The organism is Methylobacterium litchii (assembly GCF_038442315.1).
Taxonomy (GTDB): Bacteria; Pseudomonadota; Alphaproteobacteria; order Rhizobiales; family Beijerinckiaceae; genus Methylobacterium; species Methylobacterium litchii.
Map to the genome: position 1 here is coordinate 18,115 of NZ_JBBXMY010000028.1, position 15,276 is coordinate 33,390.

Sequence of the window (15,276 nt, forward strand, 5' to 3'; positions counted from 1 at the left end):
TCCAATTCCCCCGCGACGCCGACCCTCACGCAACCGCCCGGCCGAGGCATTACGGACAGGACGGGAGGAACTGGCTCCAGTCTGCCTGTCGTTGCGTGCTCACCCGTTGCGGGCTGTGCGGTGTCGCGAACGACTTCGGCACGTACGCAATAGGCTGTGTCCGAATGGCGTGTCCCGTGCTGTCGGACTGCTCGCCTCCATTCGGTTTGGGCGCTATCGAAGCTTGTCCATTGTCATTTCGGAGCACAGTGTTGCTCACAGGTCAGACCGAGAAGAGCTAATCATGCCAAACACGTTTGGCCTCAACCGAACGCTAGGGGGCGCCATCGGCGTCATCGCCATCGTGTCGGTCCTGAGCAGCGCAGCGGTTCTAGTGACACGCAGCCAGTTGCAGGATGCGAGTGACGCCTTGAACCGCTCGACGCAGGTTGTGCGTGGGCTCGATGCCTTTCGCACCGCTATGCTGAACCAGGAGACCGGACTGCGCGGCTTTCTGATTACGGGGCGCGAGAGCAGCCTGGAGCCCTACCGACTAGGGCGGCCCGCTCTCGATGAGACAATCACTCGCCTCAAGGCCTTGATCGACGGGGATGCTGAACGGTCGCGGCTCTTTGTAGATGCCGTGGCGACAGCGCGTGCTTGGCAAACAGATATCGGCGAGACGGCCATACACGAAGCAGCTGATCCTATGACACGGCCAGACGCGGTCCGTATTGAGGCTGAAGGCAGGGGCAAGCAGTTTTTCGATGCCCTACGCGGGAAGCTAGCGGCCATCGATGCTTTGGAAGAGCAGACGCGAGCGGCGCTGGCTGTTCGAGTCGTTCAGGCGGAGCGCAACGAGAGGCTTGCCCTATGGACAGGTACCCTGCTGACGCTGTTGATCTGCCTCGGGATCGCCGTTGCCATCAACCGTGTGATCGTACGACCGCTCGGACGGGTCATGGCCTTCGTCGAGCACGTTGGGGAGGGCGATCTCTCCGCCACCCTGGCAGATGGCGGCCATAACGAGATCGGTCGCCTGAAGCGCGACCTTAACATGATGGTGGCTGGCCTTGCCGACCTCGCCCGCACGAACCGGGCGGCGACCGCCGATCTCAACGCGGCGGCGGCCGAGATCCGCGCCTCGGCGCAGGAGCAGGCGGCCTCCGTCGAGGAGCAATTCGCCGCCGTGCAGGAGACCGCCGCCACGGTGGACGAGATCACCCATTCCGGGGCGCAGATCTCGAAGCGCGCCAGCGAGGTCATCGCCACCGCGCAGGCCACCGCAAGGACCTCCCGGCAGGGCCTGCGCGCGGTCTCCGACACCGCCCAGGCCATGGATGCGATCCGCGAGCAGGCCGAGGCGGTGGCCGGCAACATCGTCGGCGTCTCGGAGAAGACCCAGGCGATCGGCGAGATCATCGAGAGTGTGAACGACATCTCGGAGCGCACGCACCTGCTGGCGCTGAACGCGGCCATCGAGGCGGCGGCGGCGGGCGAGAGCGGGCGCAGCTTCGCGGTAGTGGCCTCGGAGATGAAGCTGCTGGCCGACCAGGCGAAGGCGGCCACGGGTCAGGTGCGGGTAATCCTCGGGGAGATCCAGCGCGGCATCAACACCTCGGTGATGCTGACGGAGGAGGCGGTGAAGCGCTCGGCAGTGGGCAAGACCCGTTCGGATACGACCCAACGTGCCATCGAGGAAATTGCTGCCAGAGTCGAGGAAGGCGCGCAGGCATTCCAGCAGGTCATCGCCTCGACGAACCAGCAGCAGCTCGGGATCGAGCAGGTGATGGGGGCACTGCACAACATCCGTGAGGCGAGCCAGCAGACGGCGGCGGGGACGCGGCAAGTTGAAACCGCGTCGGCTAACATAACCGAACTCGCACAAGCACTGATGGCTCTTGCGGAGCGGTATCGGCACTGAAGTTCCCGGTGCATCTACTCTGGTGAAACAGGACGATGGGTCTAGGGCCGTAAATCTCGCTCTACGAGAGCGTGGGCTTGCGTAATGAAGTGATCGATTTGGACGAGGCCAGAGGTAACTGCTGCAACGAGTTTAGCATTTGCCTCATCAATATCGGCATCATCCGATAACTTTCTTCGCTGTAGATCCGTGAGGAGATCGACTAGCTGATCCCGGTGCACCCGCAGTTCTGCCAGGATTACCTCCGCGCGTGCGATCTGAAGGTTGATCGCTTGACCAGAGGCAAGCCGTTCAATTGCGATGACGTCGACGCGAGCGAGTGCGGATCCCGTCTCATCTTTCCCGCGTAGCGGTATGATGGTCCCTGCACCCATAATCTTACAGCCACGTGCCAGTAGAATTTCAGTGGGAATGAGTATGTCCTAGCGGGCGCGCGGATCCAGGGCGATCACATCAGTTTATGTCATCCTGTGCTCCTCGATAGCCTTTCCATTTCCGCCAGCGTGAGGCCGGCGCGTCGCCTTCCACAGCACAGCGACGGCCTCACGCGCCTCCCTTCCGCGACCTTGCTCGTGGAGGTGAAATCGGGATTGCGGTCCCTCTCTTCGGTGCCTGCCGTGTCCTCGTTTTCCCCTGTTCTAAGATCTGAGTAGGAGTCCGGTGCAAGGATTTGCACCCACCCCTGCGATTGCCATGGGCCTTACCAATTTTGGGGACACCCTTCCGTGCTAGCCGCAGCCACGCCGTCCATTCGGGGCTCACGATCCGCAGCACGTTGGTATCGTTCCGATAGCCCGTGATCCGTCTCTCCTCGACGGTGAGCACTCCAAGCTTCCTCGCCTCGCGGATCGTGTTCTGGACCGTGCGCTCGGCCACACCCGTCACGGCGGCGAGATGCGGAACGGACAGGCGGCAGTCGCCCTTGCGAGCCGTCTCAGCCGCCACGAGGGACAGGACGGCCTGTTCCGCGAGGGTGAAGCGCGCCGCCAGGGCCGGAGGAAGCCGCCCAGAGGCCGCCCAGCGGCGACGGCGCTCAAGGCTGACGTCCGTGCGCGGCCGGGCGCCCGTGCCCATCCTGGGGCTTCTGTGGCGCTCCTGCGGGGTGTCCTTAAACTTGGGGATACCTATCCCGTTCTCCGAAACGGGGGAGCGCAAATGCGAAACGGTTTCGCTTTTCACCTGTCGCGCCTCGATCAAGGCGGACAGCGCCTCTGCCTCGGCCTCGGACAGGTGCCCTTCCCCGAACGCCTTCCACATCGCGGACGCGACAGCAGGCAATGCGGCGCGCGGGGCCGCCTCCGCTTGTCGGCGGATCTCCTCAACGAACATCGGTCACGAACCCTCACGGGCCGCGTCTAGGGTCCAGGCAAGCCGATCCCGGCGCCGAAACTCGCGTTTCAGCTTGACTCCGCAGGGGAGGTCATGGCTTGTGAGGGATAGTGACTTCGGCCTCACAAGGCCCCAGGTTTTCAGCAGCCTCTTCCTTGCCGGGAAGGGGCTGTTGGCTTTTCAGGGTCTATCTCGCGGCGATCTCTCCTGATTGACCGGCGACTCGCCACAAGGGCGCGGGCCGGACTGCGCATGTCGGCCGGGCGGGACGGTTAAGTCAACGTTGCCGACCGTTAGCTTCAAACGACTGCGGCCGGGCCGTCGCGGTAGCTGCCACCCGCGCCAGTCCCGGCCGCTCCCGCCTCTGCCAAGGCGGAACTCGAATTTAGATGATGCTCACGCCCTCATCCCGACAAGGGCCAGGACCGCGCATCCGGCGGCGGCGACCACGTTGCCAGCGCCGCCCCACAGCAGCGGCGGGAAGGGCACGCGGATCTCTGGCTGGGCGGCTTCCTCGCGCGGGTGCGCGATACTGGTTGCAAAACCCTCCGCGTGGTCCGCTTCGCTCTCCGGCGCCGGGGTGATCTCGGGCTCCGGCAAGGGCATGGTGGGGGCCTCCTCGCGCGCGGCGCGCGGGCGCGGGATAGCGGTTCGAAAATCCCCTAGGTCGCCCAGGCGGACGATCTGCGCGAGCGGTGTGGAGGAGTCGGCTAGGCGCGGGGCCGAAGTGGTCTCGATCTCCTGCGTGGCCTCTGAGCCGTCGAGGCGATCCAGTGCAGCGATGATCTTGTCCGCCGCATCAAGGGCGGTCTGCGCTGCATCCTCAAGGCAGGCGCGGAGGGCAGGGCCCGCGAGCGGCACGGGCGCGGCCGGTTCGGGCGGGCGTCCGCGACGCGAAGCTGTTCCGCGTCGTCCTCGTCCAGATCCTTGAGCGCGGCGGTGAGCGCGGTTTCGGTGGCGCGCAGGGCGGCGATGCCGGCGAAGATGGGATCGCGCTGCATGGCGACGGGGAAGGCGACCGGCGCAGGGCGGCAGGCGAGGGCAGCAACCATCAGACGGTCTCCCCTGAAAGCAGGTGCGGGAAGCGGGTGCGGAGCTTGCGGGCCTGCCCGAGCGCCCAGGCGTGGCGGTCGCGCATCGAGGCGTCACCGGTCGAAAGCTGGCGGCGATACCAAGCGGCGAGGCGCAGGCACCGGGCGTGATCCTGCCGGGCGTCGAGAAGTTGGCGGGCTGGTGTGCGGATGAGGGGGTGAGACATGGCGCGGCGGCTCAGTGGACGATGCCGGCGCGGGCGAGCTTGGCGGACTGCCAAGCGGCCTTGAGGCAGACGGCCATGGCAGCGGCCCAGGTGCCGCCGTGGCGCTTCTGATGATCGCGGGCAGCGAGGGTGGCGACGGTCATGATCGCCTTGCGGTCGAAGTTGTGAGAGACGGCGAACGTCTCGCCGCGGCCGGAGCGGGTGGTGATGCTGAGGGGGAGGTTGCGCGACCGAGCGTAAGCGGCAGCGAGGCCGCGAGCGGCGAGCAGGCCGGTGATGACCGGAGCACGGTCGGTGCGGATGCCGCGAAGGGCGCTGTTCCAGTCGAGGCGACGGCGAAGGGACATTGCAAACCCGGTTGGCTAGGTCTAATTCCTAGTCAGGTATGAGCCCTTCCGCTTGTCCCGTCAATAGTCTACTATGAAAAAATCCTAGTCAAACAGGAAATCGGGACGCGATGTTGACCACGGGGAACCAGCTAAGGGCGGCGCGTGCGCTCGTCGGCATGGATCAGGGCACGCTGGCGGATCGGGCGGGCGTGAACATCAACACCATTGGGGCGATGGAAAAGCGCGGCTTGTCAGGCCTCGTGAGCGGCCTGGATAAGGTGCAGGCGGTCATGCGTGTGCTTGAAGCCGAGGGCGTCGAGTTCCTGAACCACGGGGAACCGGGCGTGAAGCTGCGGCGGAAGGCAGAGTCATGACGCCCGAAGCAACTTCCACCGAACGGCTAGCAGAAGCTGCTCGCCTGTCCGTTTTGCTATCTGAACAAGTGCTCGACGCTTTGATCACGAAGCGTGAGGTCACTGCTGACCAGGGCGCTGCGCTCGTGAAAGTTGCTCGCCTGCTGCAAGATCACGAGATGGAATGGCCGCCGCTACTGACGCAGGTGATTTACGAACTGGTACGCGATGAAGAGGTAGCATCCCCGGTAGAGATCGGGCCCTCGAAACCGCTGACCGACATCTTTGCTGGTGGCTTCTCGCGCATCTTCTCAAAGCCTCGCACCCGCACAGACAAGCCGTAATCACCGCCTCCAAGTTCATCCCCGAGAGTAGGGGTGAGGCTTGTATCTGCTTTCGACAGAGTAAGACCTCATGACCGGGCGCGCTGGTATCTATACCGTCAAAGAGTTGGCCCCTGGCAGCTTCGATGTCCTGCTTGACGGAAGCCTCGTTGCAGCTCTGACTCGCGGTATCGACGGGTTGGGCGATGGGTGGCGAATTGATCTACTGAGCGAGACTCCTCAATCCGTGTACCCACCGCCTTTCGAGGCACAAAGCCACGTCTTCGTTTCTCAGCGAGCCGCTTTGGATTGGCTCGGGATCGGCGATGTAATCGCAGGTCAAAGAGCCGTTCTCCCGAAGAGATCGACGCGTGCTGTGCCTCAGTACCGAGCGCATCCAAGCCCGTCAGAACGCTACCGCCTGCGGCTTTTGACCGAGCACAGCCGCTTTTATGCAAAGACAACGGGTCTCGGGGGCCTGATCGCACGAGGATTTGTCGCCCCCACCGGACGAACAGACGAAGACGGTCGAGCAGAGTGGACAATCACCGATGCTGGTCGTTTAGCGCTCGCCGAGATTGAGCTATGATCCAACTGCACCCTGCACAGATCACGGCTTGGCAGGACCAGCGCGACGCCAGAAAATAGGGGCCACGATTAGTCATGACCTCGGATCCCTGGAACAGCTACGGACTGCCGGTGTTCGGTGTCGCCTTCGGGATAGGTGGACTAGCGCTGTTTTGGATCGCGAGCCGGCATGAACGCTGACGGCTTCTTCTGGCTACAGCTTGCGGCACCGTTGGTCGTGTTCGCAGTTGGCGGCCTCGCCTATTGGGCCGTCGCACGGCAAGGCGATCTGTAAGGGGGCCCACCCTTCGTCTTGGCAAGCGAACTACATATCGTATTCCTGTCCTCCCGAGGGACACGCCGGCCCGGTCTAGGCCCCCCCCGCCGTTGACAGGATCGGGTCGGCGGCTCGCGACTCTGGCAGCTCACCTAAATCGACCAAGGCAAGGGTGAGCAACGCCGCATTGGACTAAAGTCGAATACGCCCATGCGATCTCGGCCTTAGGTTGCAGCATATGGCCAAGCCTTCTAGTTCGGCGGCCCAGTCTGGCGCTCGTCTCAAGCAGATTGCCGACGCCCTCGGTATCCCCGTCTCGCAACTCTACGGCGAGCGTGATCCGCTACCCGTTGGCGACGCATTGGAACTCTTACGTCTTTACGCAGCCATTGACGATCTTCAGGGACGCCAGCGCCTGATGAGCGTGGCTCGTCGAGAGGCGGCACGATGCCAAGCCCCGAAGGGATCGGCGTCGTCAGCAGATTGAACTGGCCTCGGGGCTAGTGTGAGGAACAGGTCGTTGTGTCGGCGGGTTCGAGGCCAACGGCGTGCATGTTGGTGCGCTGCAGACGACCAGGATACCTCAATGGCTACCGGCACTGTGAAGTGGTTCAACGAAACGAAGGGCTACGGCTTCATCCAGCCTGATGACGGCGGCAAGGACGTATTCGTACACATCTCCGCCGTCGAGCGCGCCGGGATGCGCAGCCTCAACGAGGGGCAAAAGATCTCCTACGACGTCGAGAACGACCGCCGGAGCGGCAAGGAAAGCGCTGGCAACCTGAAGAGCGCGTAATCCCTTTTTGCCGAACTGGCGCCTCGTTGACGAGCCACTCTGGCTGGTAGGCTCGCGCTCCCGCCTCGGGACGCTCGCCCGAGCCCCGTGACACGGCATGCTAACCGGCAACCAGCATCCTCCACCTCAAGCCGCGTCGCGTACCGGCCGCGCTGGTGAGATCGAACGCTCCCCCGCCCCGTGATCAGATCGGGGCGGGGCCGAGCGGATGGCTACCTCAGCGGCCACACCAGCTCGGTCTCCGGTCCCTTCCGCCCGCAGGCCGTGCACCGCAGGTACAGCCCGACATCGCGAACCCCCATCGTTGGCGGGAACGCAGCCAGCGGCACCTGTCCCTTGTGCCGGCATGGCGGCGGGCAGATGGCGCGGATGAACCGGACCCCATTCTGCGCTGCGGCCGCCAGTTCCACCGGTGGGATCTCAGAGTTCATGCAGGCGACACCGCTTAGATTGATCTATGTTCTAAAAATACAAGTCTCTTACATATATTACATTCGAAATAGCTCACCTTTCCGACAATTTACGTCATATGATGATTTATTGGGTAAATTGTTTGTGATATTTATTTAACTAATCACTCAATTGCGCAAAATTAACAATTATCGCACAATGTCGAACACGAAAGACTAATAGTCCGAGGATACGCCGATGTTCGCTTTCGGCAGCAATGACGCGCGCGCCAAGCTCAATGCTCTTGAACAGTCACAGGCAATCATCGAGTTCCAGCCCGACGGCACCATTCTGACTGCCAATGCCAACTTCCTGGCCGCCATGGGCTACACCCTGGCCGAGATACGTGGGCAGCATCACGCGATGTTCGTAGACCCGGCTCAGCGTGACACGGCTGAGTATCACACCTTCTGGGATGCCCTGCGCCGGGGTACGTTCCGGACCGCCGAGTTCAAGCGGATCGCCAAGGGTGGTCGGCATGTCTGGATCCAGGCGAGCTACAATCCCGTGCGCGACCGTGCCGGACGCGTCGTGAAGGTCATCAAGTTCGCCACCGACGTCACGGGCCAAAGGCTTCGCGGGCTCGATGCTGACGGCCAGATCGCTGCGTTGCACCGCTCGCAGGCGGTCATCGCCTTCGACCCCACCGGCACGATCCTCGACGCCAACGCCAACTTCCTCGACGCTATGGGCTACCGCCTGGACGAGATCCAGGGACAGCATCACAGCCTGTTCGTGGATGCCGCGGAGCGGGCAGGTGATGCCTATCGCACCTTCTGGGCGAAACTCGGCCGGGGTGAGTTCGCGGCCGGCGAGTTCCGGCGCATCGCCCGAGGAGGCCGCGAGGTCTGGATCCAAGCGACCTACAACCCGATCAGCGATGGGGATGGGGTCGTGGTGAAGGTGGTCAAGTTCGCCACCGACATCACTGCGCAGGTGCATGAGCGCCAGCGGCGCCTTGAGGCGCAACATGCGATCAGCGGCGACCTCGATGCGATTGGACGGGCGGTCGAGGATGTCTCACGGCAAACGGCGGAGGCCGCCGATACGGTCGGTCGTGTCTCGGGCGACATCCAGTCCGTAGCGGCGGGGGCGGAAGAGCTGTCGGCCTCGGTAAGCGAGATCAGCCAGCAGGTCACGAGCGCGGCCCAGATGGCTGGACAGGCCGTCGAGCAGGCTCAGCATACTGGCAGCATCATCGCCGGACTGAGCGGTCAGGCGGCGCAGATCGGCGAAGTCGTCGCCCTGATCCAGGGCATCGCCTCTCAGACCAACCTCCTTGCGCTGAACGCCACCATCGAGGCGGCGCGGGCGGGCGTGGCGGGCAAGGGTTTCGCGGTCGTCGCATCCGAGGTGAAAGCGTTGGCCGAGCAGACCGCTAAGGCGACGGATCAGATCCGTGGGCAGATCGCAGCGACACAGACCGCGACCGGGCAGGCGGTCGATGCGATCAGTTCGATCCGTGGGACCATCCAGGCGCTGGATCAGGTTTCTGCTGCTATCGCGGCGGCTGTGGAGGAGCAATCAGCGGTGACGCGTGAGATGTCCGGCACGATGCAGGCGGCCTCGCATGGGGTGGCGGGGATTGCTGGCAGCGTGGAGGCGATTGCACGCGCCAGTGAGGGCGTCGATCAGGCAACGAGGCAAGTGCGGCAGGCTTCCAAAGCTGTCGCCTGAAGTCGGAGCGCATCCTGCTCGACAAGGATCAGCTCACCCCGGCCTTTTCGATTGAAGCTAGGTGATCACGTGATCGGTGCGAGTTGCCCCTCGCCTCTCCATGCAAAGAGGTGGTCTTGCCTGACCTTCTGCTGATCACCGACAACTTACGCCATGCTGGGTGGCTGGTGAGAGGTCTGGATAATCCGAACGTCTGTCGCCTCTACGATCTCTACGACGTCCATCTGCCCTCCGGTCGCCCATCCCTGATCGTCAGCGACGTGAAGGACTTGACCTCCGATGCGCTGGTGCGCCTGCGCCGCTGCCTCGACGCGGTGCACGGCCAGGGCGTGCCGCACATCCTCCTCGTCCACGGCCATGCCGCCCGCGCCGAGGTCCAGGCGCAGCTACTCGGCGCTGAACCCGTCCCTGTGGCCAAGGCTTTGCGCCTGCTGCCGACGTGGGTACGCGAACGCGCTGGGCACGTGCCACTTGAACCCATCTCGGCGAGCGCACGCCGCCATGCGAGCGAGGCCGGACGCTACCTCGACGCGGTGTTCTTCTCCGGAGAGACGCTGACGCCCAACCTCGCCGACACCGGCACCGAAATCGTCGCAAAGGCGATCCACGAGGTTGGCATCGCGGACTGGGTCCGGGCGGTGCGGCGTTTCGATAACATGACCCACCAGCACATCCTGCTGGTCGCGGGGCTCTCGGCCGCTTTTGGCTGTGCCTTAGGACTGAACCCGTCCGACCAGCATCATCTCGCCAAGGCGGCGCTGCTGCACGACGTCGGCAAGACACGGATCCCCGCCGCCATCCTCAACAAGCCGGGGCGCCTCGACCCGGACGAATTGCAGGTGATGCGCACGCACGCGGCCATCGGCCATGCGATGCTCGCGAATTCCGGCTTCGACGCAGCGACGCTCGCCGTCGTCCGCTCCCACCACGAAATGCTCGACGGCTCGGGCTACCCGGACGGCCTGCGCGACTGGGAGATCCCCGACCGCGTGCGCCTCGTGACCATCAGCGACATCTACGCCGCCCTGATCGAGCGGCGTCCCTACAAGTCCGCCATGTCCGAAGCGGCGGCCCTCGCGATCATCGAGTCGATGGCGGGCCGACTGGACGCAGATCTCGTGCGCGCCTTCCGGCCGGTGGCGGACGCATTCGACGCGGCGGCCATGGGAGCAACGGCATGATGAACGCTGGTGACTTGGACCACGTGTTCTAAGCCTCATCCCTGCCAAAGGCCCGCACGGTCTCCCATCCGGTCGCCGTAAGGAAACACGCCCGCCCCTCCTCGTGCGCGATGCGGGAGGCGGGGCACTCGATCACGAGGCCCACATCTGCGAGGAGCGGCAGGGCGGTCGGGTAGGCGCCGACGCGTAGGCCGGCGGGCGTCGAGGCGATGGCGCGCAGGACCGCCAACTGCTTGCCTCGAAGCGGGGGAGGCGGCGGCAGCGGCTCCTTCATTGACGATTAACCTGTGTCATCTTTATTGAGCCCTGCGACCGGGCTTTCACCCTCACCCGAGCGTCTTCAGAGCAGCGCAGGGCAACCGCGCGGCCTCGTTGGCGCAGTCGCGTTGCCTACGCCTCATCTACCCCATACGCCTTCACGACAGCTCGCCCCTCGGCGGTGAGAAACCACGCCCACCCGTCGGCGTGCACGGTGTGCGACACGGTCCGCAGCTCGACGAGTTTCATCGCTTCCAGAAGAGGCGTGGCGCTCCGGTAAGCCTTCAGCCGAAGTCCGCCGGGCGTGGCCGCAATGGCGCGAAGGGCGGCCAGCTGCTTACCTCGTAACGGTGGAATCACAGAAACTCGTCGTTGAGCGTCTGCACGATCATGTTGGCGATCTCCGCAGCTTGCTCGCGCGAGAAGCGCCCGGTCTGCTGACGGTATTCTGGGTCATCGGCGAGCTGGATGTAGGCGGCCGTCACGCCGAGGCTGTCGATCACCTGTACCGCATCACTACCGAATTCGATGTGCAGCGGGAGGGTAAGGCCCAGGCGATCCGATACTTTGCTCATCTCGCAACCGGCGTCGCCAGGATCACCGCTGTCCGCACCATCGTGCGCCGGAAGACACCGTTCGTGCCCTTCTGTGCGAGGATCGTCTTCGCGTGCCTGTTCGCCTCTACGGCCGCACTGACGTCGAGGATATGTCCACTGGCGAACTGGAACCTCGGTACTTTCGGATTGGCGAGGTAGGCTTCGACCGCCGCCGTGATCTCGGCGTCCGTGACGATGGCTTTCCGACGCATGTCGCCGATGGTCTGGGGTGGATCCTTTGCCATGATCTGCTGTTCCACCTTTTGCGCCGGCGGCACGCCCTGCCGGCTTGCCGTCTCTATCAACTCATCATCGCTCCAGATCAGGTCTTCAAGTCGCCAAAACTCCATATCACGGCCATACGGTGTGATCGGCCAGCCGAGTCCAACGAGGGCTTCAACCGCGTCTTGCGCGGACATGGCTTCGAAGAGGCCGATTTTATCCAGGCGGCGGAGGTAGGGCAGTCGGGGTATGGTGGCGTTGCCTGCGCGCACATGGCTCGTGCTCTAGCGCTCCAGTAGCACGGCGCACGTCATCCGGTCTCGCGCCCTCGCTCCTAGCCGATCCCGTTGCCCGGTGGCGGGCCACCCTCGACAGCCTGTCCCCGCACGCATCGTCCTGCCGATACCTTGCTCCGGCGAAGTGGGCCGCGATCCGCGAGAGCGGGATCGAGTTCTGCGACCGCCTCGGCGCGGTATAATCGGGCATACTTACAGGAATAAAAGCACCCCGAGCAGCATTACTTGGAACGCGAGGAGAGCGCTGATAAGCACTTTGGCATCGCGGTCGGCGAGCGCCCAATCCTCATTCCGGTTCCCGGTCACGTGCTAACCGCGTCCGTGCGGCCAGAGTAGGTGAACAACAAGCGTCCTTTGGCATCGGTCACCGTAGCAACGCGAGGTTGGTCGAGCTTGCTGCGGTCAACCTCGTAAGCAACGATAGCAAGGGCATCAGCCTCATCCGATGCTTCGTAGACTCGCGGCGCCCCAGCCGGCACGCCGGCCCTGCCGACGCGGCTGATCCTGACAATATAGGCCATCGCGCACTCTCGGTTTGAGATGCCCGCGCTGACCAATCGGGGGGCAAGATCAGCGCGGGCGTTGCCGACGCAGCCGGTACGCAACGGCGACCTACAAAATGCATCAGAAATTTCTCAAATCTAATACTGCTTATGTTGTAATAAACCGATTATTTCTATGTCTTATTTGAATTTTATACATATGTGAGTTTCAAAATTCTAGACAAATAGAAATCATTTCACAATATGACGACACGTGTCGTACCGTTATGACCCACAATGGGTGGTAGCTTCCGCCTATCCATCCGATTTGTCCTCAATTTATCTTGCCAAGTAACACGCTATCTTAATGATTAGACTTACAATTCATCATTATAGAATACTATTATAATATAGTTAAGTACCATCAACTTGTTACGCGTCTGTATTCATCGTTTAGCACATAGGAGCAAACCATCTCAGTAATTATATAGCCCTCAACCTGCCAAAGATCCGAAGCGCAACTATGCCGGATGACTTTGTAGCCCAGCGCAACTAGGGCGTCGGCCGCTTCTTGGGCGGCGAGGACTTCGGGGAGGATGTCGTTCATACGGCGAAAGTAACAGAGTCGGGGCATTCTGGCGTTGCCTGCGGGCTCGTAGCTCGCACTCTGCCTGCTGGATCACGAGTAGCCCTTTTTGGCCACAGGTTCGTATCAAAAAAAACAGGTGATCTACCGGCTAGTAGTTTGCATAAAGCGTCATATGACGAAGTTTCGTGCTCCGTACCCATCATAGGTGGCAGGTCGACTTTTACCACCGTGACCCGATGCGAGATGCTCTGATCCGGAAGCTTGAGAGCTTCGAGGAACTCACCGACGCCGACCGGAAGGCATTGCGGACGTTCGTTCCGCGCGTGCGGCAGGTGGGAGCACGGGCCGACCTGATCCAGGAGGGCGACGCCCCCGGCGATGTCCATCTCATCCTCGACGGCTATGCCTGCCGCTACAAGATGCTCCCGGACGGCCAGCGCCAGATCATGGCCTTCTTCGTGCCGGGCGACTTCTGCGACCTCAACGTTTTCATCCTCGACCAGATGGACCACGCCATCGGAACCATCTCACCCTGCCGCGTGGTCGAGATCCCCCGGCACGCCATCGAAGAAATCACCGCGCACCACCCGCGGGTGACGCGGGCTCTGATGTGGTGTGCTCTGGTGGATGAGGCGGTGCTGCGTGAGTGGCTGGTTAACATCGGGGGGCGGCAGGCGGATCAGCGCATCGCTCATCTCTTCTGCGAGCTGTTGCTGCGCCTGGACGCGGTGGGACGCGTAACCGACAACAGCTACGCATTTCCTTTCACCCAGAGCGACGTCGCCGACACGATGGGCCTGTCGGACGTGCAAGTCAGTCGCACGCTGCGAGAGCTGCGCGGGCTCAACCTCATCACCTTGAAGCACCGGGTCCTGACGATCCTGGACGTGGAGCAGCTCATGGCCTACTGTGGCTTCAATCCCAACTACCTCCACCTCAGGAACGCGCGTTGGAGTGGCCGCCGGCAGGTGCCGTGGCTGAGCAGCGTTCAAGAGGGGTAGAAAGTGGCAGGCCGAGACAATGTCGAGAGCCTAGTCGTCCTTCAACCGATCCTTGTCGATACGGCGAGCCCGGATCAGGCCGGCATGCTGGTGATGATCAACGGGTTACTCGTAGCAATTCTGGTCCGCCTCGATGCGCCCGAGCATGAGCGGCGCGGGGTATGGTTCATGGAGGTCGGACTAGGGCGACTCGCGAAAGTACGGGCTCCCATTTTCGATACCCCCGAGGATGCGACGCGGTGGTTTCGGCAGCGCCTACGGGGGTAAATTACCGCGGAGCAGACTGGGACTCAGAGCTGACGCCTCGTTTGCCACCTGCTGTTCAATACGGGTTTGCATGCGTTGAGATCGGCAAAAGTCGGCTAATGTGCCGTTTCCACCAGACCGAAGGCCGCTTTGACCAAGCGCACCCCGGCCAAATCCTCGTGAGGCTCCGAAAGGCGCGCCAGCACGGCTGCGAGGAGATCGCTATCGAAGACCTGCTGGTCATGGACATCAAAGCTGCTGGTCCTAATCTGCCCGGGCTATAAGCGAAGCGTCATTCACCCGCCCTTCCAAATGCAGGTACGTTGAGTCAAACTCGGACACCCGAAGAAGCTCGTCCCACCCCTTGATCACCAGCACATGGCTTCGGAGCATAATCAGGGTCTGAGCGCGCATCTCCTGTAGTATGCGATTGATATGCACGGGCGTCAGCCCGAGCGCATCGGCGAGATCCGCCTGGGTGATCGGCAGCGGGCAACGGTAATCCCCCGCCAAGCCCACCGCCTGTTGCTTTAGGTACAGTTCGCAGAACAGATGCGCGACTTGTTCGAAGGCTGAGCGCCGGCCCAAGCTCACCAACCACTCACGGAAGATGCCCGCGTTGATTAACATGTTGCGCCAGAACGCGGCGGCGATGTTGGGGAAGCGCGCCATCAGCTCGCGCAGGCTGTCGTGCGGAATGAAGGCCACCATGGCCTTGGTCAGGGTCGCGAGGCTGTCATCCATCGTGGGGATGTACAGGCTCTGGATGCCATGAATGTCGCCAGGAGTATGGAACGACAGGATCTGGCGCCGACCCTGGCTGAGGAGCTTGTACCGGCAGGCCCATCCTTCGAGGATGAGGAAACAATGCGTGGGCTGGTCACCGACGCGCACGATGTCATGCCGGGCGCCGAGGTTCTTGATCCGCACCGGTAGGCTCCGGATGGCCCGACGCTCCTCACTTGAGAGTGTGGTGATGCTCTCCAGTTTGCGGATGAGCATGTCGAAGGCGTGTTTGTGTTTCGGCGTGCAACTTTGACCCCCTGAGGTGGGGGATCGGCGTCCAATTCTGACCCCCTGAAGCTTGCTCTTGCAGACTGCCCTTCGGGACGACCGGACGGGTGGTGGGGGATGAAGGGCGTG

15 protein-coding genes are annotated in these 15,276 nt (G+C 62.8%); 7 read left to right on the forward strand and 8 right to left on the reverse strand.

Annotated elements, in window-relative coordinates:
• The first annotated feature begins 283 nt into the window (after positions 1-283).
• Positions 284-1,903 (forward strand): methyl-accepting chemotaxis protein, encoded by a 1,620-nt coding sequence (locus AAHF99_RS25950; protein ID WP_342167233.1) that lies wholly within the window; start codon positions 284-286, stop codon positions 1,901-1,903.
• 543 nt (positions 1,904-2,446) lie between these two features.
• Here AAHF99_RS25950 and AAHF99_RS25955 read toward each other — a convergent pair.
• The 4 genes from AAHF99_RS25955 to AAHF99_RS25970 all read right to left on the reverse strand — a co-directional run bounded on the left by AAHF99_RS25955 (position 2,447) and on the right by AAHF99_RS25970 (position 4,837).
• Complete coding sequence (locus AAHF99_RS25955) at positions 2,447-3,232, reverse strand: helix-turn-helix domain-containing protein (protein WP_342167234.1); 786 nt, start codon at positions 3,230-3,232, stop codon at positions 2,447-2,449.
• A gap of 396 nt (positions 3,233-3,628) precedes the next feature.
• Positions 3,629-4,093 (reverse strand): hypothetical protein, encoded by a 465-nt coding sequence (locus AAHF99_RS25960; protein WP_342167235.1) that lies wholly within the window; start codon positions 4,091-4,093, stop codon positions 3,629-3,631.
• 190 nt (positions 4,094-4,283) lie between these two features.
• Positions 4,284-4,490: a hypothetical protein gene (locus AAHF99_RS25965; protein ID WP_342167236.1), complete on the reverse strand. Its 207-nt coding sequence runs from the start codon at positions 4,488-4,490 to the stop codon at positions 4,284-4,286.
• Positions 4,491-4,501: 11 nt separating this feature from the next.
• A complete protein-coding gene (locus AAHF99_RS25970; protein ID WP_342167237.1) occupies positions 4,502-4,837 on the reverse strand; it encodes a hypothetical protein in 336 nt (111 codons plus the stop codon).
• Between the two features lie 110 nt (positions 4,838-4,947).
• On the opposite strand from AAHF99_RS25970, the gene AAHF99_RS25975 reads away from it, so the two are divergent.
• The 5 genes from AAHF99_RS25975 to AAHF99_RS25995 all read left to right on the forward strand — a co-directional run bounded on the left by AAHF99_RS25975 (position 4,948) and on the right by AAHF99_RS25995 (position 10,443).
• Positions 4,948-5,193, forward strand: coding sequence for a hypothetical protein (locus tag AAHF99_RS25975; RefSeq protein ID WP_342167238.1), 246 nt, complete (start codon positions 4,948-4,950; stop codon positions 5,191-5,193).
• The gene (locus AAHF99_RS25980) at positions 5,190-5,516 is read left to right on the forward strand and encodes a hypothetical protein (protein WP_342167239.1); all 327 of its coding nucleotides are present in this window, start codon (positions 5,190-5,192) and stop codon (positions 5,514-5,516) included. The genes AAHF99_RS25975 and AAHF99_RS25980 overlap by 4 nt, the downstream gene beginning before the upstream one ends.
• A 1,409-nt stretch (positions 5,517-6,925) precedes the next feature.
• The gene (locus AAHF99_RS25985; RefSeq protein ID WP_243953811.1) at positions 6,926-7,135 is read left to right on the forward strand and encodes a cold-shock protein; all 210 of its coding nucleotides are present in this window, start codon (positions 6,926-6,928) and stop codon (positions 7,133-7,135) included.
• A 648-nt stretch (positions 7,136-7,783) separates the two neighbouring features.
• On the forward strand, positions 7,784-9,262 hold the full coding sequence (locus AAHF99_RS25990; protein ID WP_342167240.1) for a methyl-accepting chemotaxis protein: 1,479 nt from the start codon (positions 7,784-7,786) through the stop codon (positions 9,260-9,262).
• Positions 9,263-9,345: 83 nt separating this feature from the next.
• Entirely contained in the window at positions 9,346-10,443 is a 1,098-nt protein-coding gene (locus tag AAHF99_RS25995; RefSeq protein WP_342167241.1) for an HD-GYP domain-containing protein, read from the forward strand.
• A gap of 28 nt (positions 10,444-10,471) precedes the next feature.
• Here the strand turns inward: AAHF99_RS25995 and AAHF99_RS26000 are convergent, their stop codons facing one another.
• The 3 genes from AAHF99_RS26000 to AAHF99_RS26010 all read right to left on the reverse strand — a co-directional run bounded on the left by AAHF99_RS26000 (position 10,472) and on the right by AAHF99_RS26010 (position 11,791).
• The gene (locus AAHF99_RS26000) at positions 10,472-10,717 is read right to left on the reverse strand and encodes a hypothetical protein (protein ID WP_342167242.1); all 246 of its coding nucleotides are present in this window, start codon (positions 10,715-10,717) and stop codon (positions 10,472-10,474) included.
• A gap of 340 nt (positions 10,718-11,057) precedes the next feature.
• Complete coding sequence (locus tag AAHF99_RS26005) at positions 11,058-11,276, reverse strand: hypothetical protein (protein WP_342167243.1); 219 nt, start codon at positions 11,274-11,276, stop codon at positions 11,058-11,060.
• Entirely contained in the window at positions 11,273-11,791 is a 519-nt protein-coding gene (locus tag AAHF99_RS26010; protein ID WP_342167244.1) for a hypothetical protein, read from the reverse strand. The genes AAHF99_RS26005 and AAHF99_RS26010 overlap by 4 nt, the downstream gene beginning before the upstream one ends.
• Before the next feature lie 1,331 nt (positions 11,792-13,122).
• Here AAHF99_RS26010 and AAHF99_RS26015 point away from each other — a divergent pair.
• A complete protein-coding gene (locus tag AAHF99_RS26015; protein ID WP_342167245.1) occupies positions 13,123-13,887 on the forward strand; it encodes a Crp/Fnr family transcriptional regulator in 765 nt (254 codons plus the stop codon).
• Between the two features lie 510 nt (positions 13,888-14,397).
• On the opposite strand, the gene AAHF99_RS26020 is transcribed toward AAHF99_RS26015, so the two are convergent.
• A complete protein-coding gene (locus AAHF99_RS26020; protein ID WP_342167246.1) occupies positions 14,398-15,063 on the reverse strand; it encodes a Crp/Fnr family transcriptional regulator in 666 nt (221 codons plus the stop codon).
• Positions 15,064-15,276: the final 213 nt, after the last annotated feature.